The organism is Actinomadura rubrobrunea NBRC 15275, from assembly GCF_001552235.1.
Lineage (GTDB): Bacteria > Actinomycetota > Actinomycetes > Streptosporangiales > Streptosporangiaceae > Spirillospora > Spirillospora viridilutea.
The window spans coordinates 1-23,104 of sequence record NZ_BCQU01000035.1 but is presented as its reverse complement, the minus strand read 5'-3'; the positions used below and the strand labels follow the sequence as shown (position 1 = coordinate 23,104).

The following is a 23,104-nucleotide window of genomic DNA, read 5'->3' as shown; positions in this document are numbered from 1 at the left end:
GAGGGACAGACCTGCTGGCGAGACTTTTGATGGCATGAAACATCAGACGGTGAAGATCTGTGACGCCTGCGGTGGGCGTGGGTGGAAGTGGGTGTCCTTCCGGCTGCGCCTGCTGTTCAGACCGTCGGATGCGGGGCTGTGGCCTGAGCGTCAGCGGGTCCCCTGCGAGAGGTGCGCCCCTTCCGCGCGGGCTGAGGCGGCGTGAAGAGCTGCGGGACCGGCGGCGCGGTGCAAGCGCAGCCAATGCGCAGCGTTCCCCCCTCTGCGCCGAATGGGCGGTCGTGTCCCGGCGTCGCCGGTCCCGCTTCCAAGCCAGGGAGACGGAGCCATGAATGATGCAACGGGGCATCGGGCGGTGGTCGAGCTGGTCACGGCGCTGGTGGAGGAGCTGCAAGCGCGTGGCCTGGTCAGCCAGACGTACCGGGATGGTGCGGTGCTGGTGTGGAATCCGGCTGGTGAACCTGACGGTGGAAATCCGCGAGGGCTAGTGAGTCCGGGCCTGCGCCAGGAGGTCCGGTGCCGGCGCAACCCCGATGACGATGCGCTGTGGTGGTACTGGGCGTGGGCGGGGCCGACGCGGCAGTCCCCTCCTGACTTGGAGCCGTTGTGTCCGGCGGTCGCTGTCGAGACAGCGGCCGATCGCATCGCGAAGGTTCTGGCGGTGCACTCCGGGGACGCGGCCGGGCGGGACGGGGTGCGTAATGCACGGTGAGCGTGCGGGGTGGTTGGCACCGCCCCATGCGAACTTGCACAGGCAGCAGGCGGCTGCGCAAATCGAACAGGAGTTTCCAGAGGTCACCGCATGGTTCGGGCCGGCGACACGCACATGGTGGGCGATAGTCCCGCTAGGGACCGGGTGGCGGCTGGTGGAGGCTGTCGATCCGGCGGAACTGCGGGAAGCGATTCGGCGGCGGGCCATCTGGCCGTGGCCCCGCGGCGCGAGGCTGGTGCGGTCACCGTCGACGGCGCAGAATATGCGCCGGGGCATGTCGGCGTGACGTGGCGTGTCCGGTGTCGCGCTCGGGGCTGGGGCACCTTCGTACGTACCAAGCGCGGGAGGATTGATCGACACGGTTACTGCGATCACCACGCTGACCTGCGGAGTTGCACAACCGCCGGACCGCTGCAAAATCGACCACGAAACAAGCTCGTTTCGGCGACGTGACCTGGGACTTTACCCTCGGGTCGCTCATCACCCCTAGAGGGATCGCAACACAGCTCCCGGTCCCACTCAAACACCTTCCGGAGCGCCAGGTCGCTCATCACCCCTAGAGGGATCGCAACCGGTCACGTTCGATGACGACATCGCCGACGCCGCCGGCCGTCGCTCATCACCCCTAGAGGGATCGCAACGCCGTTCGTGATGGTGAACAGCGCAACCCTGTTAATCGTCGCTCATCACCCCTAGAGGGATCGCAACCAGACGATGACGGCGATGGGGAGGAAGAGGGCCGCCCAGGTCGCTCATCACCCTTAGAGGGATCGCAACCCGGACACCCGATCGGGCTGGTCACCGTCGATGTGCACCCGGTCGCTCATCACCCCTAGAGGGATCGCAACGGGTCGACTGGCTCACCGAGCTGCCGCGCGGCGGCCAGGTAGCTCATCACCCCTAGAGGGATCGCAACTTGCTCCGCCGGGTCCGCATCCATTCGTCGACCTCCTTGTCGCTCATCACCCCTAGAGGGATCGCAACAATGTTGCTGGCCAACGCAATGGACTACGCCGTCGAACTCGTCGCTCGTCACCCCTAGAGGGAGTGGCCGCCTGCGCCATCCGGGTGGGGCGTGACAGTGTCCAAGCGGCCTCTCAGCACCAGTCGGCCGGCTGCGACAGCGTGATCATGAAACCGGTGCACCAACTTCAACGGGGGCAGACCGGCAGGGGGTCGCAGAATGGCTGCGGAGTGTGCAGGGTCGAGACGGTCGTGCAGGAAAGGGGTACGGAGGTGGACCGAATCTCTACCGATGGCGCTCGGGACGAGGGGGCTCAGTCACTCGGTTAGTCGCTCAGCAGTCGAAGGGCCGTGATCATCGATTGATGATCACGGCCCTGAGCTGGGTGGGCGCAGCAAGGATCGAACTTGCGACTCCTCGCTTGTAAGGCGAGTGCTCTACCACTGAGCTATGCGCCCGGAAGGGTCGGGGGTGAACCCGGTGACCGGGCAAGCGTACCCGGTCGGAGGGGGCGATCGCGAAACGAATATCAGGGTTGCGAGTCGGGGCGGTCCTGCTCGGCGAGGAAGCGTTCGAACTGCGCGGCGATCTCGTCGGCGGTGGGCATGTCCTGGGTCTCGGCGAGCAGGCTCTGGCGGTCGGCCGCGCCGGCGAAGGCGTCGTACTGCTGTTCCAGGGCGCGGACGACCTTCTCGACCTCCTCGTTGCCGGCGACCTGCTGGGCGATCTCGGCGTCGGTCTTGGCGGCGGCCTCGCGGAGGCGGTCGGAGGGCAGGACCAGGCCGGTGACGCCGACGACGGCGTCCAGGGCGGCGACGGCCGCGGCCGGGTAGGCGGCCTGGGCGAGGTAGTGGGGGACGTGGACGGCGAAGCCGACCGCGTCGTGGCCGGCCTCCCCCAGGCGCAGCTCGAGCAGACTCGCGGCGCTGCCGGGCACCTGGACCTTGTCGAACCAGGACGTCCGGGAGATCAGCTCGGGACGGGTGGCGTGCGAGGTCAGCCCGATCGGGCGGGTGTGCGGCACGCCCATGGGGATGCCGTGGAAGCCGACGGTCAGCCGGACGCCGAGGCGTTCGACCAGGTGGCGGACGGAGGCGGTGAAGCCCTCCCAGAGCCGGTCCGGCTCGGGGCCGCTGAGCAGGAGGAAGGGAGTGCCGACCTCGTCGCGCAGCAGGCGGACGACCAGTTCGGGGGCGTCGTAGGAGGCCCAGTGGTCGCGGTCGTAGATCATCATCGGGCGGCGGGCCCGGTAGTCCAGCAGGGAGTCCACGTCGAAGCGCGCGATGACGCGGTGCTCCAGCGCGTCGAGGAGGTGCTCGCGCAGGAGCTGCCCGGTGGACCCGGCGTCGACGAAGCCGTCGAGGCTGTGCAGCAGCACCGGTTCGGACAGCTCCGGCAGGTCGGTGTCCAGCTCGTACAGATCCTCAGGGTTGCGCACCGTCTCCCCCACATTCCTTATGCCGACGCACTCAACACTAGGACATGGTGGAGCGCTCTCCTTACGTGATCATTCTCGCGCGAGACGGCGCGGACGGGTGGGAAGTCTTCTCGACGCAGCGTGGTCAGGTCGTCGCGTCCCGCGGCGACGAGGCGCCCCGCGCGGTGCGGTCGGGAGCGTTCGATGGCATCGCTGGGCGCGTTGCCTTCAAGGCGGTCACGGCAGACGAGCACGGCGTCGATGTTCCAACTAGAGGCGGCCGACCGTCTCTGGCTCGCGGGGCGTGTGGTCGGGGAAGTCGAGTGGACTGAGTTCATGCCCGGGTCGGAGGCGATGGAGGAGTCCATGCGGTCCTTGCAGCCGACAGGGACGACGTCGTCGCGCCGGTTCTCCATCACCTGGAGGAGGATCTCGATTGGCCTCCTGGTCGTAGGGCGTTCGTTCTCTGCGCGGTAGAGGTGTTATGCCTCGTCGATGAACAGCACGCCCGCCCGTGGCGCGTTTCAACACGGCGGTGTGACCGCCCTACTGGCCGACGAAGTGGGCGCGGCGGACCTGTGCAGCAGCTCGGCAAGGCGCACGGCGACCGTGGACTCGCCGGTGCCGGGACCTCTGGTGAAGCACATGTGCAGGTCGGCGATACCGAATCGCCCGCTTGGGGGTGTGAACACGGCGACCACTTCGGCCGCGGCCTTTCGGGTGGCGGTCTCCATGCTTGAACGCCGCGCCGCCGTGGCCAACGGCCGGGCGCACACGGCGGCCGCGGTCGCCATGTCCCCCCGGCGCCGGGACTTCCGGCCAAGCACATGTGCAAGGTTGGCGCGGGTGTCGGTGCCGATTCCGAATCACCCGCTTGGGGGTGTGAACACGGCGGCCTTTCCCGCCGAGGCCTTCCTGGTGGCGGTGTCCATGCTCGAACGCCGCGCATCCTACGGCCGCCCGTCCTCCTCACCCGTCCCCGTCCGCCCCGTCCCTGTCCGCTTCGTCCTTGTCAGGCTCGTCTGGGGCCGTCCGCGCCGTCGTCCTCCTCGTCCTCAGACTCGAGAGGTGACGACGTTGCGACCACATGCCGCGATCTCGCGGAGGCGGTCCTTCACGGCGGCGAGGTCGACGGGACCTCGGCGGCAGCGGCTCGCAGGCGTCGGCCGGAGGGGACGGTTCCCCGGCGCCCGGCGGCGTTGGTTTCGCCGGGGAACCGTTCTCGGCCGGCGGCATGCCGAATCCGAGCCCCTGGCTCAACCGGCCTTGCGGGGCCGGTCGAGGGCGTAGGGGTGCAGACGGGCGCGCACCCGTCGGCCGCTGAGCTCCTCGCGGTCGATGCGGAAGCCGGGCTCGTGGGCGGGACGGTGCACGATGAACGACAGCGCCGTGGTCTGCCGTCCGTAGCTCGCGTCGTAGGCGTTCACGCGGATGTAGCTGTCCGGGTGCGCCCTGCGGCATTCGTTGACCGCGTCCACGACGCCCGCCGGGTCGGTGAGGTCGAACATCGGCAGGCCCCACATCTCCCAGTAGGTGTTGCGCGGGTGCGGGTCGTCGGTGAACTCGATCGAGCAGGGCCAGCCGCGGTCGAGGGCGTAGGCGACCTGCGCGGCGATCTCGTCGTCGGTGAGGTCGGGCAGGTAGGAGAAGGCTCCTTGGGTGACGCGCATCAGATGCTCACAGGGGTCTCGAGGACGTCGGGAGTGTCGGTGGATTCGAACGCGAACGACACGTCGCCCCAGGTGGACAGGGCCACGTCCAGCTCGCGGCTGTGCCGGGCGGCGGCGCGCAGGATGTCGGGGCCCTCGGCGAGGACGTCGCGGCCCTCGTTGCGCGCCTTGATCATGGCTTCCAGGGCGACGCGGTTGGCGGTGGCGCCGGCGGCGATGCCCATGGGGTGGCCGATGGTGCCGCCGCCGAACTGCAGGACGACGTCCTCGCCGAGGTGGTGCAGGAGCTGGTGCATCTGCCCGGCGTGGATGCCGCCGGACGCGACCGGCATCGTCCCGGGCAGGGACGCCCAGTCCTGGTCGAAGTACAGGCCCTTGCGCGGGTCGGCGGCGACGCGGTCCAGACGCAGCGTGTCGTAGAAACCGGCGACGCTGCCCGGGTCGCCCTCCAGCTTCCCGACGACCGTGCCGGCGTGGAGGTGGTCGACCCCGGCCAGCCGCATCCACTTGGCGATGACGCGGAAGCTGACGCCGTGCGTCTTCTGCCGCGTGTACGTGGAGTGCCCGGCGCGGTGCAGGTGCAGCAGGACGCCGTTGCGGCGCGCCCACTTCGCCATCGACTGGATGGCGGTGTACCCGACGGTCAGGTCGATCATGATGATGACGCTGCCGATGTCGCGGGCGAACTCGGCCCGCTCGTACATGTCCTCCATGGTCGCCGCGGTCACGTTCATGTAGTGGCCCTTGACCTCGCCGGTCGCGGCCTGCGCCCGGTCGACGGCCTCCATGCAGAACAGGAACCGGTCGCGCCAGCGCATGAACGGCTGGGAGTTGATGTTCTCGTCGTCCTTGGTGAAGTCCAGGCCGCCGCGCAGCGCCTCGTACACGACCCGCCCGTAGTTGCGGGCCGACAGGCCGAGTTTCGGCTTGACGGTGGCGCCGAGCAGGGGGCGGCCGAACTTGCCCAGGTACTCGCGCTCCATGACGATGCCGTGCGGGGGTCCCTGGAACGTCTTGATGTAGTGCGTGGGGAGGCGCATGTCCTCCAGCCGCAGCGCCTTCAGCGCCTTGAACCCGAAGACGTTGCCGATGATGGAGCTGGTCAGGTTGGCGATCGACCCCTCCTCGAACAGGTCGAGGTCGTAGGCGACGCGGGCGATGAACTCGCCCTCGCGGCCGGGGACCGCGTCCACCCGGTAGCACTTGCCCTGGTAGCGGTCGTAGCTGGTGAGCCGGTCGGTCCACACGACGGTCCAGGTGGCGGTGGACGACTCGCCCGCGACGGCGGCGCCCGCCTCTTCGGGCGGCACGCCGGGCTGGGGGGTGATCCGGAACGCCGCCAGCACGTCGGTGTCCTTGGGCTCGTAGTCGGGCCGCCAGTAGCCCATCTCGGCGTACGGGATCACGCCCGCCGACCATCTGCTCGCGCTGCTCATGGCCCGCTCCGTCCGTGGTGTCGGTTTCGTGGACGTTTCGAGCCTGCCCCGCCCATACTTGCAATGTCCATCAAGTCTTCTGCGACCACTCTTAACCGATCGCTTGAACCTTCGGGAGGCGGCGGGATGACGGAGGCGCGGCTGCGGTCGTTCGTGGCGGTGGCGGACACCGGGTCGGTGCGGGCGGCGGCGCAGCGGCTGTACGTGACCGAGTCGGCGGTGTCGGCGGCGGTCGCGGCGCTGTCGCGGGACGTGGGGGTGCCGCTGGTGGAGCGGGACGGACGGGGCCTGCGGTTGACCCCGGCGGGCGCCGCCTACGCCGGCTACGCCCGGCGGGTGCTCGGCCTGCTGGAGGGGGGACGGGCCGCGGCCCGCAGCGCGGCCGACCCGGCCCGCGGCTCGCTGCGGCTGGCCGCCGTGACAACCGCCGCCGACCAGCTCCTTCCGGAGCTGCTGGCCTCGTTCCGCGAGCGCCTGCCGGACGTGGACGTGGCCCTCGAGGTGGGGCCGAGCCGCCAGGTGTGGGGCAGTCTCGCCGCGTACCGGGCCGACCTGGTCCTGGCCGGGCGCCCGCCCGCGGGCGTGGACGCGACCGTCCTGGCCCGCCGTCCCAACGAGCTGGTGGTCGTGGCGTCGCCCGCGGTGGCCGCCCGGTTCGCGCTGGACGCCACGCCCTGGGTGATGCGGGAGCCGGGCTCGGGCACGCGCGCGACGGCCGAGGCGTACCTGGCCGAACGCGGCGCCGCCCCGCCGCGCCTGGTGCTGGGCTCCAACGGCGCGGTGATCGCCGGGGCGGCGGCGGGCCTGGGGGTGGCGCTGGTGTCGCGGGACGCCGTCGGCGCGCATCTGGCCGACGGGCGCCTGGTGGTCGTGGACGCCCCCGGCATGCCGCTGGACCGCCCCTGGCACGCCGTGGCGGGGACGACGGTCACCCCGACGACGCGGCTGTTCGTCCGCCACCTGCTCGACGCGCCGGGCTGGACACCCGCCTGACGGTCCGTGATCGGCGGGCGGCGGCGCGCCAGAATCGGATTCCACCGAGAATCGCCCGAAGGAAATCGGCAGACGAGAAGGGGCCCTCATGACCGCCGACCGCCGGTACGACATCGTCCTGTACGGCGCCACCGGGTTCACCGGCGGGCTGACGGCCGAGTACCTGGCCGAGCACGCTCCCGCGGACACCCGGTGGGCGCTCGCGGGCCGCGACCGCGGCCGCCTGGAGGCGGTGCGCGACCGGCTCGCCGCCCGCGTCCCCACCGCCAAGGACGTGCCGCTGCTGCACGCCGACGCCGCCGACGCGGCGTCGCTGCGGGAGCTGGCCGCGTCCGCCCGCGTGGTGATCACGACGGTGGGCCCGTACGCCCGGTACGGGGAGCCGCTGGTGGCGGCCTGCGCCCGCGAGGGCGCCGACTACGTGGACCTGACCGGCGAGCCGACCTTCGTCGACCGCATGTACGTGCGCTACCACGAGGACGCGGTCAACAGCGGCGCCCGCATCGTGCACGCCTGCGGCTTCGACTCGATCCCGCACGACCTGGGCGCGTACTTCACCGTCAAGCGGCTGCCCGAGGGCGTGCCGGTGCGCGTGGAGGAGTTCGTCCAGCTCAAGATCACTCCGTCCGGCGGCACCTGGCACTCGGGCATCGGGGTCGCCTCGGACCTGCTCGGCATGTGGCGCGCCCGGCGCGACCGCCGGCATGTGGAGGTGTGGCCGGCGGGACGCCTGGTGCGCGTGTCGCGCCGCTTCACTCCCCGCACCCGCCTTCGCGGGGGCTGGACGCTGCCGATGCCGACCCTCGACCCGGACATCGTGTCCCGGTCGGCGGCCGCGCTCGAACGCTACGGCCCGGACTTCGAGTTCGGCATGTACCTGGCGGTGCGGCGGCTGCCCGTCGCCCTGGGCGTGGCGGCGGGCAGCACGGCCGCCCTGCTCCTCGCGCAGTTCCCGCCGACGCGCAAGCTGCTGCTGGGGCTGCGCTCCCCCGGCGAGGGCCCGTCCGCCGAGACCCGCGCCGGCAGCTGGTTCCGGCTGACGTTCGTCGGGGAGGGCGGCGGCAAGCGCGTGGTCACCGAGGTGTCGGGCGGCGACCCGGGGTACGAGGAGACCGCCAAGATGCTCGCCGAGTCGGCGCTGTGCCTGGCGCACGACGACCTTCCGCGGACCAGCGGGCAGGTCACCACCGCCGTGGCCATGGGCGACGCGCTCATCGACCGGCTCGTGCGGGCCGGGATCGCCTTCCGCGTCGTACGGGAGGACTGACCCGCGGATCTTCACCCGGGTCCGCCGGCCTCGCGGCGCCCTCGGGAGGCGGGCACGGGCACGACGGCCTCGACGGTCGTGCCGACGCCCGGGCGGCTCGTCACCGACACCCGGCCGCCGAGCAGCTCGGCGCGTTCGGCCATGCCGCGCAGCCCGTAGGAGTCGGGACGGCGTCCGGGCGCGAACACGTCCTGGATGGAAAAGCCCACGCCGTCGTCGGCGACCGTGAGCCGCACCCGGTCGCGGTCGTGCTCCAGCAGCAGGTCGACGCAGGTGGCGGACGCGTGCCGCACGCAGTTGCCCACCGCCTCCTGAGCGATCCGGTACAGCGCGGTCTGCACGTGGTCGGGAAGCGCGTCCTCCAGCTCCCCGCTGACCGTGACACTGACGTGGAGACGGGCGGCCGTCGCCTCGCGGGCCAGCGTGGCGAGCGCCGCCGACAGGCCGAGGTCGTCCAGCACGGGCGGGCGCAGGCCGCCGATCGCGGCGCGCGTCTCGGCGGCGGCCAGGTCGCACAGCCGCCGGGCGAGGGCGATCTGCTGGGCGGTCTCGGGAAGGTCGTCGGGCAGCGCGCGCTCGGCCGCCGACAGGTGGAACCCGAGTCCGGCCAGGCGCTGGGCGATGCCGTCGTGGATCTCGCGGCTCAGCCGGGACCGTTCGGCCTCCTGCACCTCCACGGCCCGTTCGGCGAACCGCTCGGCGGCGTGCTCGCGCTCCTTGGCGGCGCGGAGCCTGCGGCACGACGACAGGACGGGCGCGAACAGGCCCGCCAGCGCCGTCGCGAGCGCCACGTCCTCGTCCCGGCAGCGGCCCGCCGACCGCACGTCCACCACGGCGATCGTGGCGCCGTCGCAGCGCACGGGGATCGCGACGCCCCGTCCGTCGGCGTGCGGGCGCGCGCACCCGTGGGCGGCCACCCAGCCCACGTCCGCGTCCCCGAGCGGCACGGGCGGCCGGTTCGACGCCTCCAGGACGCGGCCGTCGTCGTCCAGGACGTACACGTCGCAGAACGTCAGCTCCTCCGCGCACCGCACCACCAGCCCGGCCAGCTCCTCGGCGAGCTGCGGCAGCTCCCGCGCCGCGCACGCCACCGCGGCGACCCGCACCAGCAGATCGGTGCCGCGCGCGGCGAGGAGCTCCAGCGGCGGCGCGTTCACCGGAACAGCCCCTCCCGCAGCGCGACGGCGATCGCCGCCGACCGGTCGGTCACCTCCAGCTTGCGGTACAGGCCGCGCAGATGGCTCTTGACGGTCTCCTCGCTGAGCACCAGCCGCGCCGCGATCGCCTTGTTGGACAGCCCGCTCACCAGCAGCGACAGCACCTCGCTCTCGCGCTGGGTGAGGCCGCGCTCGGCGCCCGGCCAGAACTCGCCGCGGCCCAGCCGGGCGGCGGTGACCGCCATCCGGCCCGCCAGCGTCGGGTCCACGACCGTCTCGCCCTGCGCCACCTCCTCCAGGCGCCGCACCAGCTCCGGCCCGTCGACGCGTTTGAGCAGGTAGCCTCCTGCTCCGGCGCGCAGCGCCTCGAACACGTACTGCTCGTCGTCGTACACCGACAGGAACACCACGCGCGTCTCGGGCGCCTGCCGGGTCAGGGTGCGGCACAGGTCCAGGCCGCTCTCCGGGCCGAGCCGCACGTCCAGCAGCACCACGTCCGGGCGCAGCGAGGTGACCAGGCGGGTCGCCTCGGCCGCGCCGCCCGCCTCCCCGATCACGCGGACGCGTCCGGCGAACCCCGCCAGCATGGCCTTCAGCCCGGCGAGGATCATCTCGTGATCGTCCACCAGGACGACGCGAATGGGCGCCATTCGGGAAAGATAACAAGCCGATGCCTACCCGCCAGTAGGGAGGGTTTCACCCGGCGATTCCCCTGATCGGGGGACGCGGCGGCGGGCGCGGCCGCCTAGCGTCCAGGGCACGACCGACCACCGCGGGACGCTGAGGAGGCCAGGTGCCCCATCGGATCGTGCACATGCTGCGGGCGCGGGGACAGGTCCGCCGCCCCGTCATGCTCGCCATCGCCGGGGACAGCGCGGCGGGCAAGACGACCCTCACCCGGGGACTGGTGCGGTGCCTGGGGGCCGAGCGGATGACCGCCGTCTGCGTGGACGACTACCACCGGTACGACCGCGCCGAACGCCGGGACAAGCCGTTCACCGCCCTGCACCCGGAGTGCAACCACATCGACATCATGGAGCAGCACCTGCAGCTGCTGTCGATGGGCGAGCCGATCCTCAAGCCCGTGTACGACCACAGCACCGGGCGGCTGGTGCGTCCCGAGCTTGTGCGGCCGCGCGACTTCGTCATCGTGGAGGGCCTGCTGCCCCTGCACACCCGGCTGGCCCGCGCGTGCTTCGACATCACCGTCTACCTCGACCCGCCCGAGGACCTGCGGCACCGCTGGAAGATCGAGCGCGACTGCGCCACCCGCGGCTACACGCCCGAGCAGGTCCGCGCCGAGCTGGCCCGCCGCGAGCCGGAGAGCGCCGCCTACATCCGCCCGCAGCGCCGGTGGGCCGACATCGTGGTGCGGTTCGCGCCCGTCGCGGGCCGCGCCGACCCGCCCGGCACCCCCCTGTCGGCCGAGCTCCTGCTGCGCCCCACGATCGACCATCCCGAGCTGGCCGAGGTGCTCAAGGAGCCGGGGACCGCCATGCACCTGCGCCTGCGCCGCGACACCGACGGCCGGCCCGTCGACGCGCTGCACGTCCACGGCTACGTGTCCCCCGAGGAGTCGCAGGTGGTCAAGAAGGCCATCTGGGAGCGCCTGGGGCCCCGCGCGGGCGACGGCCTCGACCGCGACGCCCTGGGCCGGCTCGCCGACGGCACCGTCAGCGACCCCCTGGCCATCACCCAGCTCCTGCTGCTGTACCACCTGCTGGAGACCGACCGCCGCCAGGCGGCGTGACGGCAGGCTCCGCGGACGCGCGGGGAGGTCCCGGTTCCCGGGCCGCGCGGTCGCGGCCGCCGGGAGGGCGTCCGGCTTCCTCGGCGCCCGCGCGCCCTCCCGGCCCTCGTCGACGCCGGGTCGGCGCGCGCCGGCTTGCGGTGGACGTCCGACCGCTTGGCGTCGTCCGGCCGTACGCGGCGTATCAGCGGATGCCGGGCGCCGACATCGCCCCCTGCGGCAAGCTCGCCGGCGGGTCCATCAGCGGCACCGAGCAGTCAGCGCCGGCCGGAGGGCACGCGCCGCTGCTCGCCCGGCTCGACGGCGCGCTCGTCCGGACGCGGGCGGAGTGGGCTGAACGCCCCGCCGACGAACACCCCCTCAACTCCCGGCGACGGCCCTGGCGCCCCTGCCGGGCAGGAGCCGTCCGCCAACGTGCCCGCCGGGGTCCGGTCCTGGCTGTGGGAGTCGGCCATCGCCGGCAGGCGCGGCGTCGCTCCATGACGACGGGTGGGGTGCGCGGCTCGAAATCAGCGGTCCCGTCAGCGGACGAGGCCGCGCTTGAGGACGCGGGACAGGGCCGCGGCGACCTCCTGCGACAGGTCGGCGTCCACCGGCCCGGAACCGCCGGAGCGCACCAGGTCGCCGGGGTGCTCGTCGTCGCGGACCGCCTCGCGGGTGTACCCGCACTCGCGGCACTCCACCTCGCCCAGGCGGCACACCAGCGCGGTGGAGCCGCAGGCGTCGCAGCCGTCGAGTTCGGCCGTCCAGTCGTGTTCGGCCTGGCAGCGGGGGCAGATCAGCACCTGGCGGTCCGCCCGGACCCCGCGCTTCCACGGGCTCGCGCCGCGGACGGGGTCGGTCTGCCGCGCCCCGCATTTGAAGCAGGGCATCACACCTCCAAAGGTGCGAAGGGACGGGCGCCGGTCCGGCCGGTGCGCGGCCGGACCCGGCCCGAGAAGGCTCAGAGCGCGGCGAGCGCCTTGCGGTACTCGCCGATGTCGCGGGCGTCCGGGATGGCGTTGACCACCTTCCACCGCACCACGCCCTCGGTGTCGATGATGAACGTGCCGCGCAGGGCCACGCCGCGCTCGTCATCGAACACCCCGTAGCGCTGCGCCACCGCGCCGTGCGGCCAGAAGTCCGACAGCAGGGGGAACTCGTACTTCTCCTGCTCGGACCAGGCCCGCAGTGAGAACATCGAATCGACCGACACCGCCAACACCTGGACGTCGTCGCCCAGGGTCGGCAGCTCGTCGCGGATGGCGCTCAGCTCCCCGGTGCACACACCGCTGAACGCCAGAGGGTAGAAGACCAGCAGGACGTTCTTCCGGCCCCGGTAGTCCGACAGCTTCACCGGGGTGCCGTGCTGGTCCTTCAGCTCGAAATCCGGCGCGCCGCCGCCGACCTCAACCGCCATGCCCTCTCCCGCGGATCGCCCCGCCGCTGCGGGGATTCTCCCCGTCCCCGCCTTCGCGGGGACGTGCGCGCCCCCCGGCGCGCCGCGGCCCAGTCTGCCATCTCCGCCTCCCGAAGCGAGGCCCTACTCCCCCTCCTCGCCCCGGCCGCGCGTGACGCAGGCCGGGGTGAGGGACCGCGCCGTCGTCGCAGGTCCGAGACGGCGCGGTCACCCCCGAAGCGATGTGCGCCCGCGGCGCGGGCACGGCGGCCCGCGGCGGGCAGGCGGCGGACGGCGGCGGATCGGCCGCGGCCGCGCGGCTACTTGCGCGCCTTCGGCGGCACCAGGCGAGTGCCCGACCACTCCTTGGCGGCGCTGACGCTCTTGGTCTGGGTCAGGCCGGCGCTGCGGGCGGCCTCGCCGATGTCGCTGGGCTCCACATGCCCCTCGCGGCCCGCCTTCGGCGTGAGCAGCCAGATGTATCCCCCGTCGGTGAGCGGAACCTGCGCGTCGGTGAGTCCGTCGAACAGGTCGCCGTCGCCCTCTCGCCACCACAGCAACACGACGTCGACCACGTCGCCGTAGTCCTCGTCGACCAGCTCGTTCCCCGTGACCGCCTCGACGGAGGAGCGGAGCTCCTCGTCGACGTCGTCGTCGAAACCGATCTCCTGCACCACCTGGTCCGGCTTGAAGCCGAGCCGTTCGGCCAGGCTGCGCTCAGTCTGCGCCTGACCCGCGGTCGCGCTCACGAAAGTCCTCCCATGGTTGATAGCCCGCGCGGCACCGTTCCCGGCCCCCGTGTGGAGGCCCCTCCGCACCGGTGGGGGTGCGGGGGCGCGGCACATTTCACGTGTCCGAGTCTGACACCGCTGCGGTGTTTGCGGGACAGTCCACACAAGTGAGGGGCCCTAGCGCAAGTGTCTTCCCGTCTTTTGGTGGGCTCATTGGCGGGCCGGCCGTCGGGATCGTCACAGGGCACCCACCGAGCGTAACAATCCATGCTCAGCCCGCAAGGAAGGACAGTCGGACCTGCCGCTCGGGGTTGTCGACGTTGAGGTCGACCAGCGCCACCGACTGCCACGTGCCGAGCGCCAGCCGCCCGCCCAGGACGGGGATCGTCGCGTACGGCGGGATGAGCGCGGGCATCACATGGGACCGTCCGTGACCGCGGGAACCGTGCGCGTGCCGCCACCGGTCGTCGGCGGGCAGCAGCTCGCGGAGCGCGGCCAGCAGGTCGTCGTCGCTGCCCGCCCCGAGCTCGATCAGCGCCACGCCGGCCGTGGCGTGCGGCACGAACACGTGCAGCAGCCCGTCCCCGCCGGCCTCCGCGGCGAACCGCTCGCACTCGGCGGTGATGTCGTGCACGACGTCCCGCTTCCCGGTGGTCACTCGAACCACGACACTCTTCATGATCCGCTTGTTTACCCGATCGCACGGGCCGGATGCGCACTCGGCCGACGGGGCGCGGCGAGACCGCAATCGGCCATTCGCCTCGACGGTCGCCCCTACGGCCGAATATGGCCAATTTCCACACGCGCCTCATAGGCCTCATCACGACATTAGGTGAACAAGCCTCGCCGCCTTCCACGCACGGCGCCTCCTTTGACGCCTCCGTGCCCCCGCGCCGCCGCAAATCGCGATTGATACGGCGCGGTGCGGTTATGACTGCACGGTGGGAACCGGGGCGCGTCGTCCTTGCGTTCAGTCGAGCCGCCGCCCCGAAACGCCCCGCGCGGCTCGAGGGCGGGGGCGTCGAAATGCAAGCGATCTTCGGATGCGGCGTCGCGGACGCGCGGCACGCGGTGAACGCCGTCCGTGCGGCCCCGCCCGGACGGGGGAAGGCGAAGCGGTGGACATGTGCGACGGCGCCGGCGGCGCGCCCGCGACGCGCCGCCGGCGGCCGCGCGGTCAACGCTTGGCGGTCGCCTTCCGGCCCGCCGGCTCGATGACGGCGTCCGGGCCCGGGAAGCACAGGCCCTCGTGCCCGTCCTCGAAGCGCACGACGTACGGCGGCGTCCCGTCCGGCCCGCGCACCTCGATGATCTCGCCCACCCTGTCCGGCTGGCCGACCACCTTGCCGTGCACGTGGAGCCGATCTCCGACCGATGCGTGCATCACACCTCCAGGCACATGCGATCTTGCTGGTCGTCCCAGTCCTGTCCGGGCGTTCATACCCTGGTTCCCGATTCATACCTTCGTACGCTCCGGCGCCCTCGCCAAGAGCCCGGAAGGCGGCCCGTCCGAGCCGGGCGAATCCCCCCCCGCCGAGCCCCCGACACCCCCCGTGACCGGCGAAAATGGTTACTGACTGGTAGAGATGCGATGCCCGCTCCGAGGGGCGACGATGGATCTCGGAACCGGCGACGAACAGTCGCGCAACGGTACGGCACAAAGGGGACCCCGTGGCTACCGGACGTCAACGCTTTTCCATCATCAGCGACGGCCTGCCGAGCCAGCTGCCGGACATCAACCCGGACGAGACCCGGGAGTGGCTGGAGTCGCTGGACACGGTCATCAAGACCGAAGGCAGGGCCCGCGCGCGCTACGTGATGCTGCGCCTCCTGGAGCGCGCCCGCGAACAGCAGGTCGGCGTCCCCGGCCTGCGCAGCACCGACTTCATCAACACGATCCCGCCGGAGCGCGAGCCCTGGTTCCCCGGTGACGAGCACATCGAGCGGCGCATCCGCGCCTACATCCGCTGGAACGCCGCGATCATGGTGTCCCGGGCCAACCGGCCGGAGCTGAGCGTCGGCGGCCACATCGCCACCTACGCGTCGGCCGCGTCCCTCTACGAAGTGGGGTTCAACCACTTCTTCCGCGGCAAGGACCACGGCGAGTCCGGCGACCAGGTGTTCATCCAGGGGCACGCCGCGCCCGGCATCTACGCCCGCGCCTACCTGGAAGGACGGCTGACGCAGGAGCAGCTCGACGGGTTCCGGCAGGAGATCTCCCACCCCGGGGGCGGCCTGTCGTCCTACCCGCACCCGCGGCTGATGCCCGACTTCTGGGAGTTTCCGACGGTGTCGATGGGCCTCACCGCGATCAACGCGGTGTACCAGGCCCGCTTCAACCGCTACCTGTACAACCGGAGGATCAAGGACACGTCCCGCTCGCACGTGTGGGCGTTCCTCGGCGACGGCGAGATGGGCGAGCCGGAGTCGCTGGGCGCCATCGGCCTGGCCGCCCGCGAGGAGCTGGACAACCTCACCTTCGTCGTCAACTGCAACCTGCAGCAGCTGGACGGCCCCGTCCGCGGCAACGGCAAGATCATCCAGGAGCTGGAGTCGTTCTTCCGCGGCGCCGGCTGGAACGTCATCAAGGTGATCTGGGGCCGCGACTGGGACCCGCTGCTCGCCCAGGACGTCGACGGCGTGCTGGTCAACAAGATGAACACCACGCCCGACGGGCAGTTCCAGACCTACTCGGTGGAGTCCGGCGCCTACATCCGCGAGCACTTCTTCGGCGACGACCCGCGGCTGCGCAAGATGGTCGAGCACCTGTCCGACGACGAGCTGCGCCGCCTGTCCCGCGGCGGGCACGACTACCGGAAGGTGTACGCGGCGTTCAAGGCGGCCCGCGAGCACGTCGGCCAGCCGACGGTCATCCTGGCGCACACCATCAAGGGGTGGACGCTCGGCCCCGGCTTCGAGGCCCGCAACGCCACCCACCAGATGAAGAAGCTCACCAAGGCCGAGCTCAAGGAGTTCCGCGACCGGCTGTACCTGGACATCCCGGACTCGGCGCTCGAGGCGGACATGCCGCCGTACTACCACCCGGGCGAGGACTCCGAAGAGATCGAGTACATGCGGGAGCGGCGCGCCGCGCTCGGCGGGTACCTGCCCAAGCGGGTGGTGCGGGCCAAGCCGCTGAAGCTGCCCGGCGACCCGGTGTACGCGTCGCTGAAGAAGGGGTCGGGCAAGCAGAACGTCGCCACGACCATGGCGTTCGTCCGCCTGCTCAAAGACCTGATCAAGGACGAGAACATCGGCGCCCGGTTCGTGCCGATCGCCCCGGACGAGTACCGCACGTTCGGGATGGACTCGCTGTTCCCCACGTCCAAGATCTACTCGCCGCACGGGCAGACCTACGAGGCCGTCGACCGCAACCTGCTGCTGTCCTACAAGGAGTCCGAGCAGGGGCAGATGCTGCACGAGGGCATCAGCGAGGCCGGGTCGATGGCCTCGGCGATCGCCGCGGGCACCTCGTACGCCACGCACGGCGAGCACATGATCCCCGTCTACATCTTCTACTCGATGTTCGGGTTCCAGCGGACCGGCGACCAGATGTGGGCGATGGCCGACCAGATGGGCCGCGGGTTCCTGCTGGGCGCCACGGCGGGCCGCACCACCCTCACCGGCGAGGGCCTGCAGCACGCCGACGGGCACTCCCCGCTGCTGGCCGCCACCAACCCGGCGTGCGTGCACTACGACCCGGCGTGGGCGTTCGAGCTGGCGTACATCGTCCAGGACGGGCTGCGCCGCATGTACGGCTCGTCCGAGGAGCACCCCAAGGGCGAGAACGTCTTCTACTACCTCACCGTCTACAACGAGCCGTACCAGCAGCCCGCCGAGCCGGAGAACCTCGACGTCCAAGGGCTGCTCAAGGGCCTGTACCTGTACCAGGAGGCGCCGCGGGCGAACCTCGGGGCGGAGGCGCCGCGGGCGCAGATCCTGGCGTCCGGCGTGGCCGGGCGCTGGGCCCTGGAGGCGCAGCGGCTGCTCGCCGAGGACTGGGGCGTGGCCGCCGACGTCTGGTCGGCGACCTCGTGGAACGAGCTGGCCCGCGAGGCCCGCGCGTGCGACGAGTGGAACCTGCTGCACCCCGAGTCCGAGCAGCGCGTGCCGTACGTGACGCGCCGGCTGGAGAACGCCCCCGGCCCGATCGTGGCGGTGTCGGACTTCATGCGCGCCGTCCCCGACCAGATCGCGCCGTGGGTGCCCGGCGACTTCCTCTCCCTCGGCACCGACGGGTTCGGCTTCTCCGACACCCGCGCCGCCGCCCGCCGCTTCTTCCACGTGGACGCGGCGTCCATCACCCTCGCCGTGCTGACCCGGCTGGCCCGGCAGGGCGAGGTCAAGCCGGAGACGCTGCAGCAGGCCATCGACCGCTACCGTCTGAACGACGACGTGGCCTCGGTGTTCGGCGGCGGCGTCCAGACCCGCGAGAGCAACACCGGCGGCGACGCCTGATCCGACGGGCGGGCGGGAGCCGAGATCGCGGAGGTGTAGGCCGTGATCCCGCCCCGCCCGCCGACCGGGCCGGTGCGCGGCGCCGACGACGGCTGCGCCGCTGCGGACGTCGCCGAAGCGCCGCGCCCGGCCAGAGCCATGGGTCCGTGATCCTGCCCCCGCGCCGGCCGAGCCCGCGCGAGGCGCCGACACCGTGCTCTACGGCTGCGACATCGTGGGGGCGCTAGAGCAGACCGCGGATGAAGGCGGCCTGTCCCGCGTGCTGGAGATCGTCGGAGATGACGCTGATCAGTCGGACGCCCAGCGTGACGGGCGGGTCCCAGGAATGGTCGACGATGCGCGGCAGATCGTCGTCGGTGAGGGTCTCGACGTAGGAGATCGTCTGCTCGTAGACGGCGTCGTGGTAGCCGGTGAGCAGTTCCCCCGACTCGACCTGGACGGCGGCGACCTGGTCGCTGTCGTGACCGTATCCCGTGTCGGCGGGGTCGAAGGGCAGGTCGAACCGTTCGACCCAGCCTTGGGAGGTCCACACCTGCGGAAGGCCCGCGACGTCGGCGACGTGGTCGTCCTGAATTCTGGTGAGATGCCACACCAGCCAGGCGATCGAGTTGGCGTCCTCGCGGACCCGGTACGCCAGCTCCTCAGGTGAGAGCCCGTCGACGGCCGCGTGGACCTCCTCGCGGATCCGGCCGAACGCGTCGGTGAGCAACTGTGCACTGGTCACCGTACCGACGCTAGCCCGCCCGTCTCCCGGCCGGAAGCACCGCCCCGCCGACCGGCGCCAACGATCACACCTGGTCAAAGCCCGCCCTACGCCGCCGCAGGCCACCGTGCCGGGCGCCGACGAACAGCTCCTCCGCCAGGGCGTCGCGGGCCTGCCGGCCAGCCCAGCACCCGTGTGGTGTACGTGATGACCGACGGCGGCACCCTGCCCGCCTGGTTTTCCATGTCGATCGCGCGGCTGCGGGAGGCGGGCGCGTCGGCCGCCGGCGTCACCGCGGCACCGGTCAGTGCACTCCCAGGAGGTCCACGCCGTACCGGCGGCGGGACGGCGCGGCACGGCCGGTGCGCGCCCTGTGCCGTCCGGTGTCCGGAGTCGCCAGGGCGCGGTGTGCGGCCTCGCCCTGGCGACTTTCGCACGGTCGAATGATCGAGCAGTCGGGACCGGAAACGCGGCGCCGAACGTGTCAGGGGGACGGGACGGTGCAGTCGGCGGGAGTGAGGACGGGGTTGCAACGGGCGGCGACGAAGCCGGGCAGTGCGGCGTAGTAATCGGTGCCGAAACGGTCGGCGATGCCGGGGACCGGGTAGTCGGTGCTGACCCACTGGGCTCCGCTGGCGAGCGCCGCGTCGCGCACCGAGGCGTCGCCGCTGCGGGCCTGGACGGTGTCCGCGTCGGCGCGGGTCCGCACGATGTAGCCGCGGCGGACCAGCGACCTGATCTCCTCTTCCGCACCGACCGCGTCGTTGCGCTTGACGAACGCCGCGTCCGGCTGCCCCGGTTCGGAGCTGGTGAAGAAGAGCCGCCCCTCCAGGTTGGGGTTGCCTTCCAGGTAGCGGTCGCGGTAGGAGCCGGCGTTGTCCATCAGGAACATCACCTTGCCCCGCACCTCGTCCAGGGACGGCCAGCCGTTGCGCAGGACGGACTCTTCGAGCGTGAGCCCGTCGTCGCGGACGTCGTCCGGGGTGATCAGCTCGTCCCGCCGGAACACCGACCGGATCTCGTCCTCCAGGGCCAGCATGCGCTGCCGCGTCCACCGGTACGGCGGGAGCGGGAACGAGTCCGGCACCGACAGGTCGAGGGTGTCCTTGAACTCCACGAGGATCGCGATGGGGACGTGCGACGGGTTGGCGCGCGACCAGTCGCGGACCTCGGTCAGGCACTCCACGAAGGACACGCACGTGCTGCGGTAGTCGATGTCACGGATGTGCAGGACCTTGGTGCCCTTCTCGAACATGCGCGGGTCGTACTCCAGCGGCTGGCCGGTGAGCGCCCGGATGAGCGGGCGGGCGAGCCGTCCGCCGTCCGGGTCGGCCCAGACGTCCAGCTCGATCTGCCGCACGTTCTGCTGGGCGAACTGGCGGCCGAGCGGCACATGGGTGTACTGCAGCCCGCCGGCCTGCGCGCCCGCGAAGACGGAGATCAGTGAGAACTCCCTGTCGTTCGGTTCGACGTGGTAGCTGTTGTGCGTCCCGATGACCTGCAGCCGGTTGAGGGTGAGCTCCTCCGCGGCGGCGGCCGGCGCCGGACCCGCGGGCAGCAGGGCTGCGAGCGTCGCCGCCGTGCCGAACGCGGCGGCCCGATGGGCCAGGCCCCGGGCCGATGCGCGACGAGGGTGTGCGGGGCGGTGATCATTCATGGAAGTGAGAGAAACTCACATTCCGGTCACCGTCAAGGATCCGCTCGAGACGGCCGCTTCCCGTTCACCAGCAGGACGACGCCCCGCCCCGGCGCCGTCGGCACCGCGCCGACCGCACCGCCCGCTCGCCCGCCCCGAGCGTTTCGTCCTCACAGAGGTGATGAATGGACGACCCGACGCCGCCGCGGCGCCGTCCACGGCACGGCCATTCCCGGTTGATCAAAGGACAGAGGCCGAGCACCCTTGCGCACTGACATGTCAGGCATACCAGTGACCGGCGCCTGACCGGACGAGCGACAGACAATTCCACCGAAAATTGCAGCGGCGGCGCTCGCCGCGCGGGCCGCGTTCATTTCGATCACGGATCGCGCCGTGCCGCACGGCGATCAGATGAGCCAATGGTCCGGCGCCCCGTTGACCGTCCTGGTAGAACCACCTATCGCCATGGGCAGCCGCATGCGGCCTCCAGTCCTTCCTAAGGGCGATCGAATTACGGACTGTGGCACTTCAGCCGGAGACGAGCACCGAAGCGCCAATGCTCAGAGAGAGCATTGCCGCCGAACAACGGCCCTTTATCACGCAAAATCATGACCAGAGAGCAGTTTCCGACTTAGGCTGACTTTCTGATGCATGCTGAAAGGGAGCCGGCCTCATGAGCGGCACGACCATTGGCGATCTCGTCCAGTCCGTCCGGAAGCGGCGCGGCCTCACCCAGCGGGAACTCGCCGAGCTGTCCGGCGTCTCCCTGTCGTTGATCAGGAAGCTGGAGCAGGGCGAGCGCGAGGACACCCGCCTGGAAACGCTGCGCAAGCTCGCCATGGCCCTCAAGGTGCCCACGGCGAAGCTCATCGCCCGCCCCGACGCGGACGAGGCGCCGTCCCAGACCGTCGATCAGTGGGCGCCGGTGCGCGCCGCGCTGCTCGGTCGGCACCAGGGGACGCCCGACGAGGAGCCGACCGTCCAGGGCGTGGACGACGCCGTCCGGGCCGCCATGCCCCTGTTCGCGCGGGACCGGTTCACCGATCTCGGACTCCTGCTGCCGCCGCTGCTGCGGGACGCCGACGCCCTGGGCCCGGAGGGCAGGGACGTCCGTTCGCGCCTTCTCCACCTGACGGGCTGGCTGCTCACCCAGACCAGGCAGTACGAGGCGGCGGACATCGCCCTGCAGCGCGCCCTCGACGACTCGAGCGACCGCCTCGACGCGGCGGCCGTGGTCAACACGTGGTGCTGGCTGCTCATCCGCCAGGGGAAGCTCAAGGAGACCCTGACCCTGGCGAGCCGGTGGGCCGACGACATCGAACCCCGTTTCTCCCGGGCCACCATGGGGGAACTGTCCGCCTGGGGCTGGCTGCTCGTCCGCGTCTCCACGGCCGCCGCCCGCAACGGCGAGCCGGGCGAAGCCGAGGACGCCCTGTCGCTCGCCCGCGCCGCCGCCGTCCGCATGGGCACCGAGTACGCGGCGTCGGCCGACTTCCTGCGGACCTTCGGTCCCGTGACCGTCGCGATGAAACGCGCCGAGAACGCCATGGTCGAGGACAGGGCCGACGTGGTGCTGACGCTCGCCGAGAAGATCCCCACCGGCGGGCCGCGTCCGACGTCCAACAACAGGAACCGCCATCGGCTCGACGTCGCGATGGCGAACGTGCGGCTCAAGAGGTACGGCGACGGCTTCGAGATCCTGCGGGAGATCAGGCACGCCTCGCCCGAATGGATCGTCAACCAGCGCTTCGCCAAGGACATCATGAGCGACATCATCAGCGGGCGCCGCACCCTCACATCCGACATGCGGGAAATGGCGGACTTCCTGCGGCTGGAATACTGACCTTTCTGTAGCACTTGCGCGGGACGATCTTTGCAGGTGCCACTGACACGGTCCGCGCCCCGAATTACATTCGACGTCATGGATTCCACCAGGCCGCGTGAAGGGGCGGGCACGGCCGACCCGCCCGCGAGCAGGCGGCGGCAGCATCTTTCGGCGTTGGACTCCGCCGTCGCCGAGCGGCCGGATCTGGCGTGCGGAATCGTCGTGCGCCACGGAATTCCGACGCTGCACGTCGTCCGCTACGGATGCGCGGGGCGGCCCCTCAAGATCGGCTGCGATTTCGACGCGGGCACCTGGTGGTTCGTGTGCGCGCACGACGGCAGGAAGATCGCCCCGGTGGACGACGTGCCGGGCGCCGTCCGGCTCATCGACGGCGCGTTGCCGTCCCGGGCACGTCGCTCGCGATAGGCCCCTCCGGGTGGGCGGCGTTCCCCACGCAATCACGACAGCGACCCGTCCCCGCCCACCCGGAGGCACCAAGGAAAGCAGCCGATTCGTGGGGCACGCGTGAAAAGAAACAGCCCGGCGAACGACAATGAATGAGCGGGCTCCTGGAAGAGAACAAGCCGTCTGGCGAGCAGGAGCCAGATAAAGGCGAGTGGAAGGCGATGGTTCCCGGCACCAGGCGAACAAGGTGCGGCATCTCACCCGGTCGGGCGACCTGACTACCGGATTGAAGCGAGGCGCCTTTCCCGTCTCCTGGCTTGTGTTCATCCCGGTGGCCGTGTGACTTCGCGGGGAGACGGTAAAACGTGCCGGCGGCCGTCGGCTCGTCACCTGAGTGGACGCCGGCGCGTCCGTTGGGCCGAGGGTCGGCGGTAGGAGTCCGGGCATAGGAGTCACCGACGCGGCCAGGCGCCCCGACATGGTGACGACTCATGCTGGACGTGGCACACGCCGAGCAGGCACGACGGTGCGGGTCGTCGAGCCGGTTCAACCTGCGAGCGGCGGCCGGAGCCGGCGGCGTGCCGGGCGCGGCGGTGGAATCC

The 23,104-nt window shown here is 71.5% G+C and carries 20 protein-coding genes, 1 tRNA gene and 1 CRISPR repeat array; of the genes, 8 read left to right on the top strand and 13 right to left on the bottom strand.

What is annotated here, in order from left to right; all coding sequences use genetic code 11:
- Window positions 1-328 precede the first annotated feature (328 nt).
- Window positions 329-712, top strand: a complete 384-nt coding sequence (locus tag AR3_RS30520; protein WP_146150224.1) for a hypothetical protein — start codon at window positions 329-331, stop codon at window positions 710-712.
- A gap of 475 nt (window positions 713-1,187) precedes the next feature.
- A CRISPR array of direct repeats spans window positions 1,188-1,696; the repeat unit is 27 nt; unit sequence GCTCATCACCCCTAGAGGGATCGCAAC.
- 366 nt (window positions 1,697-2,062) lie between these two features.
- On the opposite strand, the gene AR3_RS13345 is transcribed toward AR3_RS30520, so the two are convergent.
- The 4 genes from AR3_RS13345 to AR3_RS13320 all read right to left on the bottom strand — a co-directional run bounded on the left by AR3_RS13345 (window position 2,063) and on the right by AR3_RS13320 (window position 6,199).
- Window positions 2,063-2,134, bottom strand: a tRNA-Val gene (locus AR3_RS13345).
- 71 nt (window positions 2,135-2,205) lie between these two features.
- Window positions 2,206-3,114: a proteasome assembly chaperone family protein gene (locus AR3_RS13340; protein WP_067913938.1), complete on the bottom strand. Its 909-nt coding sequence runs from the start codon at window positions 3,112-3,114 to the stop codon at window positions 2,206-2,208.
- Between the two features lie 1,235 nt (window positions 3,115-4,349).
- Window positions 4,350-4,763 carry a ribulose bisphosphate carboxylase small subunit gene (locus AR3_RS13325; protein ID WP_067913851.1) on the bottom strand — a complete coding sequence of 138 codons (414 nt, stop codon included), beginning with the start codon at window positions 4,761-4,763 and terminating at the stop codon, window positions 4,350-4,352.
- On the bottom strand, window positions 4,763-6,199 hold the full coding sequence (locus tag AR3_RS13320; RefSeq protein WP_067913848.1) for a form I ribulose bisphosphate carboxylase large subunit: 1,437 nt from the start codon (window positions 6,197-6,199) through the stop codon (window positions 4,763-4,765). The genes AR3_RS13325 and AR3_RS13320 overlap by 1 nt, the downstream gene beginning before the upstream one ends.
- 126 nt (window positions 6,200-6,325) lie before the next feature.
- On the opposite strand from AR3_RS13320, the gene AR3_RS13315 reads away from it, so the two are divergent.
- Both AR3_RS13315 and AR3_RS13310 read left to right on the top strand, forming a co-directional pair.
- The gene (locus tag AR3_RS13315; RefSeq protein WP_067913845.1) at window positions 6,326-7,192 is read left to right on the top strand and encodes a LysR substrate-binding domain-containing protein; all 867 of its coding nucleotides are present in this window, start codon (window positions 6,326-6,328) and stop codon (window positions 7,190-7,192) included.
- An 88-nt stretch (window positions 7,193-7,280) separates the two neighbouring features.
- Window positions 7,281-8,459 (top strand): saccharopine dehydrogenase family protein, encoded by a 1,179-nt coding sequence (locus AR3_RS13310; RefSeq protein ID WP_067913842.1) that lies wholly within the window; start codon window positions 7,281-7,283, stop codon window positions 8,457-8,459.
- An 11-nt stretch (window positions 8,460-8,470) separates the two neighbouring features.
- Here AR3_RS13310 and AR3_RS13305 read toward each other — a convergent pair whose 3' ends face one another.
- Both AR3_RS13305 and AR3_RS13300 read right to left on the bottom strand, forming a co-directional pair.
- Complete coding sequence (locus AR3_RS13305) at window positions 8,471-9,616, bottom strand: sensor histidine kinase (RefSeq protein ID WP_067913839.1); 1,146 nt, start codon at window positions 9,614-9,616, stop codon at window positions 8,471-8,473.
- A complete protein-coding gene (locus tag AR3_RS13300) occupies window positions 9,613-10,266 on the bottom strand; it encodes a response regulator (protein ID WP_174545448.1) in 654 nt (217 codons plus the stop codon). Before AR3_RS13300 ends, AR3_RS13305 begins: the two co-directional genes overlap by 4 nt.
- A 143-nt stretch (window positions 10,267-10,409) precedes the next feature.
- On the opposite strand from AR3_RS13300, the gene AR3_RS13295 reads away from it, so the two are divergent.
- Entirely contained in the window at window positions 10,410-11,366 is a 957-nt protein-coding gene (locus AR3_RS13295; RefSeq protein ID WP_067913836.1) for a phosphoribulokinase, read from the top strand.
- A gap of 521 nt (window positions 11,367-11,887) precedes the next feature.
- On the opposite strand, the gene AR3_RS13290 is transcribed toward AR3_RS13295, so the two are convergent.
- The 5 genes from AR3_RS13290 to AR3_RS13270 form a co-directional block, all read right to left on the bottom strand.
- Window positions 11,888-12,238, bottom strand: coding sequence for a hypothetical protein (locus AR3_RS13290; protein WP_067913833.1), 351 nt, complete (start codon window positions 12,236-12,238; stop codon window positions 11,888-11,890).
- A gap of 71 nt (window positions 12,239-12,309) precedes the next feature.
- Window positions 12,310-12,765: a peroxiredoxin gene (locus AR3_RS13285; protein ID WP_067913830.1), complete on the bottom strand. Its 456-nt coding sequence runs from the start codon at window positions 12,763-12,765 to the stop codon at window positions 12,310-12,312.
- 299 nt (window positions 12,766-13,064) lie between these two features.
- Window positions 13,065-13,493, bottom strand: coding sequence for a DUF3052 domain-containing protein (locus tag AR3_RS13280; RefSeq protein WP_067913827.1), 429 nt, complete (start codon window positions 13,491-13,493; stop codon window positions 13,065-13,067).
- A 253-nt stretch (window positions 13,494-13,746) separates the two neighbouring features.
- Complete coding sequence (locus AR3_RS13275; RefSeq protein ID WP_067913824.1) at window positions 13,747-14,154, bottom strand: secondary thiamine-phosphate synthase enzyme YjbQ; 408 nt, start codon at window positions 14,152-14,154, stop codon at window positions 13,747-13,749.
- Between the two features lie 498 nt (window positions 14,155-14,652).
- The gene (locus AR3_RS13270) at window positions 14,653-14,859 is read right to left on the bottom strand and encodes a DUF1918 domain-containing protein (protein WP_067913821.1); all 207 of its coding nucleotides are present in this window, start codon (window positions 14,857-14,859) and stop codon (window positions 14,653-14,655) included.
- 287 nt (window positions 14,860-15,146) lie between these two features.
- On the opposite strand from AR3_RS13270, the gene aceE reads away from it, so the two are divergent.
- Complete coding sequence (gene aceE / locus AR3_RS13265) at window positions 15,147-17,933, top strand: pyruvate dehydrogenase (acetyl-transferring), homodimeric type (protein WP_067913818.1); 2,787 nt, start codon at window positions 15,147-15,149, stop codon at window positions 17,931-17,933.
- Window positions 17,934-18,156: 223 nt separating this feature from the next.
- On the opposite strand, the gene AR3_RS13260 is transcribed toward aceE, so the two are convergent.
- Complete coding sequence (locus AR3_RS13260; RefSeq protein WP_067913814.1) at window positions 18,157-18,657, bottom strand: mycothiol transferase; 501 nt, start codon at window positions 18,655-18,657, stop codon at window positions 18,157-18,159.
- A 186-nt stretch (window positions 18,658-18,843) separates the two neighbouring features.
- On the opposite strand from AR3_RS13260, the gene AR3_RS32910 reads away from it, so the two are divergent.
- On the top strand, window positions 18,844-19,083 hold the full coding sequence (locus tag AR3_RS32910) for a hypothetical protein (protein ID WP_390098705.1): 240 nt from the start codon (window positions 18,844-18,846) through the stop codon (window positions 19,081-19,083).
- A 37-nt stretch (window positions 19,084-19,120) separates the two neighbouring features.
- On the opposite strand, the gene AR3_RS13255 is transcribed toward AR3_RS32910, so the two are convergent.
- On the bottom strand, window positions 19,121-20,293 hold the full coding sequence (locus AR3_RS13255) for a phosphatidylinositol-specific phospholipase C1-like protein (RefSeq protein WP_083951458.1): 1,173 nt from the start codon (window positions 20,291-20,293) through the stop codon (window positions 19,121-19,123).
- A gap of 652 nt (window positions 20,294-20,945) precedes the next feature.
- On the opposite strand from AR3_RS13255, the gene AR3_RS13250 reads away from it, so the two are divergent.
- Both AR3_RS13250 and AR3_RS13245 read left to right on the top strand, forming a co-directional pair.
- Window positions 20,946-22,115 (top strand): type II toxin-antitoxin system RelB family anti-toxin, encoded by a 1,170-nt coding sequence (locus AR3_RS13250; protein WP_067913812.1) that lies wholly within the window; start codon window positions 20,946-20,948, stop codon window positions 22,113-22,115.
- Window positions 22,116-22,193: 78 nt separating this feature from the next.
- Window positions 22,194-22,523, top strand: a complete 330-nt coding sequence (locus AR3_RS13245; RefSeq protein WP_146150226.1) for a hypothetical protein — start codon at window positions 22,194-22,196, stop codon at window positions 22,521-22,523.
- Window positions 22,524-23,104 lie beyond the last annotated feature (581 nt).

What these genes read in the sequence shown, in the direction of transcription:
- AR3_RS30520 (WP_146150224.1), top strand. Translation starts at nt 329, where the DNA reads ATGAATGATGCAACGGGGCATCGGGCGGTGGTCGAGCTGGTCACGGCG.
- AR3_RS13325 (WP_067913851.1), bottom strand. Translation starts at nt 4,763, where the DNA reads ATGCGCGTCACCCAAGGAGCCTTCTCCTACCTGCCCGACCTCACCGAC.
- AR3_RS13320 (WP_067913848.1), bottom strand. Translation starts at nt 6,199, where the DNA reads ATGAGCAGCGCGAGCAGATGGTCGGCGGGCGTGATCCCGTACGCCGAG.
- AR3_RS13315 (WP_067913845.1), top strand. Translation starts at nt 6,326, where the DNA reads ATGACGGAGGCGCGGCTGCGGTCGTTCGTGGCGGTGGCGGACACCGGG.
- AR3_RS13310 (WP_067913842.1), top strand. Translation starts at nt 7,281, where the DNA reads ATGACCGCCGACCGCCGGTACGACATCGTCCTGTACGGCGCCACCGGG.
- AR3_RS13300 (WP_174545448.1), bottom strand. Translation starts at nt 10,266, where the DNA reads ATGGCGCCCATTCGCGTCGTCCTGGTGGACGATCACGAGATGATCCTC.
- AR3_RS13290 (WP_067913833.1), bottom strand. Translation starts at nt 12,238, where the DNA reads ATGCCCTGCTTCAAATGCGGGGCGCGGCAGACCGACCCCGTCCGCGGC.
- AR3_RS13285 (WP_067913830.1), bottom strand. Translation starts at nt 12,765, where the DNA reads ATGGCGGTTGAGGTCGGCGGCGGCGCGCCGGATTTCGAGCTGAAGGAC.
- AR3_RS13275 (WP_067913824.1), bottom strand. Translation starts at nt 14,154, where the DNA reads ATGAAGAGTGTCGTGGTTCGAGTGACCACCGGGAAGCGGGACGTCGTG.
- AR3_RS13270 (WP_067913821.1), bottom strand. Translation starts at nt 14,859, where the DNA reads ATGCACGCATCGGTCGGAGATCGGCTCCACGTGCACGGCAAGGTGGTC.
- AR3_RS32910 (WP_390098705.1), top strand. Translation starts at nt 18,844, where the DNA reads ATGACCGACGGCGGCACCCTGCCCGCCTGGTTTTCCATGTCGATCGCG.
- AR3_RS13255 (WP_083951458.1), bottom strand. Translation starts at nt 20,293, where the DNA reads ATGAATGATCACCGCCCCGCACACCCTCGTCGCGCATCGGCCCGGGGC.
- AR3_RS13250 (WP_067913812.1), top strand. Translation starts at nt 20,946, where the DNA reads ATGAGCGGCACGACCATTGGCGATCTCGTCCAGTCCGTCCGGAAGCGG.
- AR3_RS13245 (WP_146150226.1), top strand. Translation starts at nt 22,194, where the DNA reads ATGGATTCCACCAGGCCGCGTGAAGGGGCGGGCACGGCCGACCCGCCC.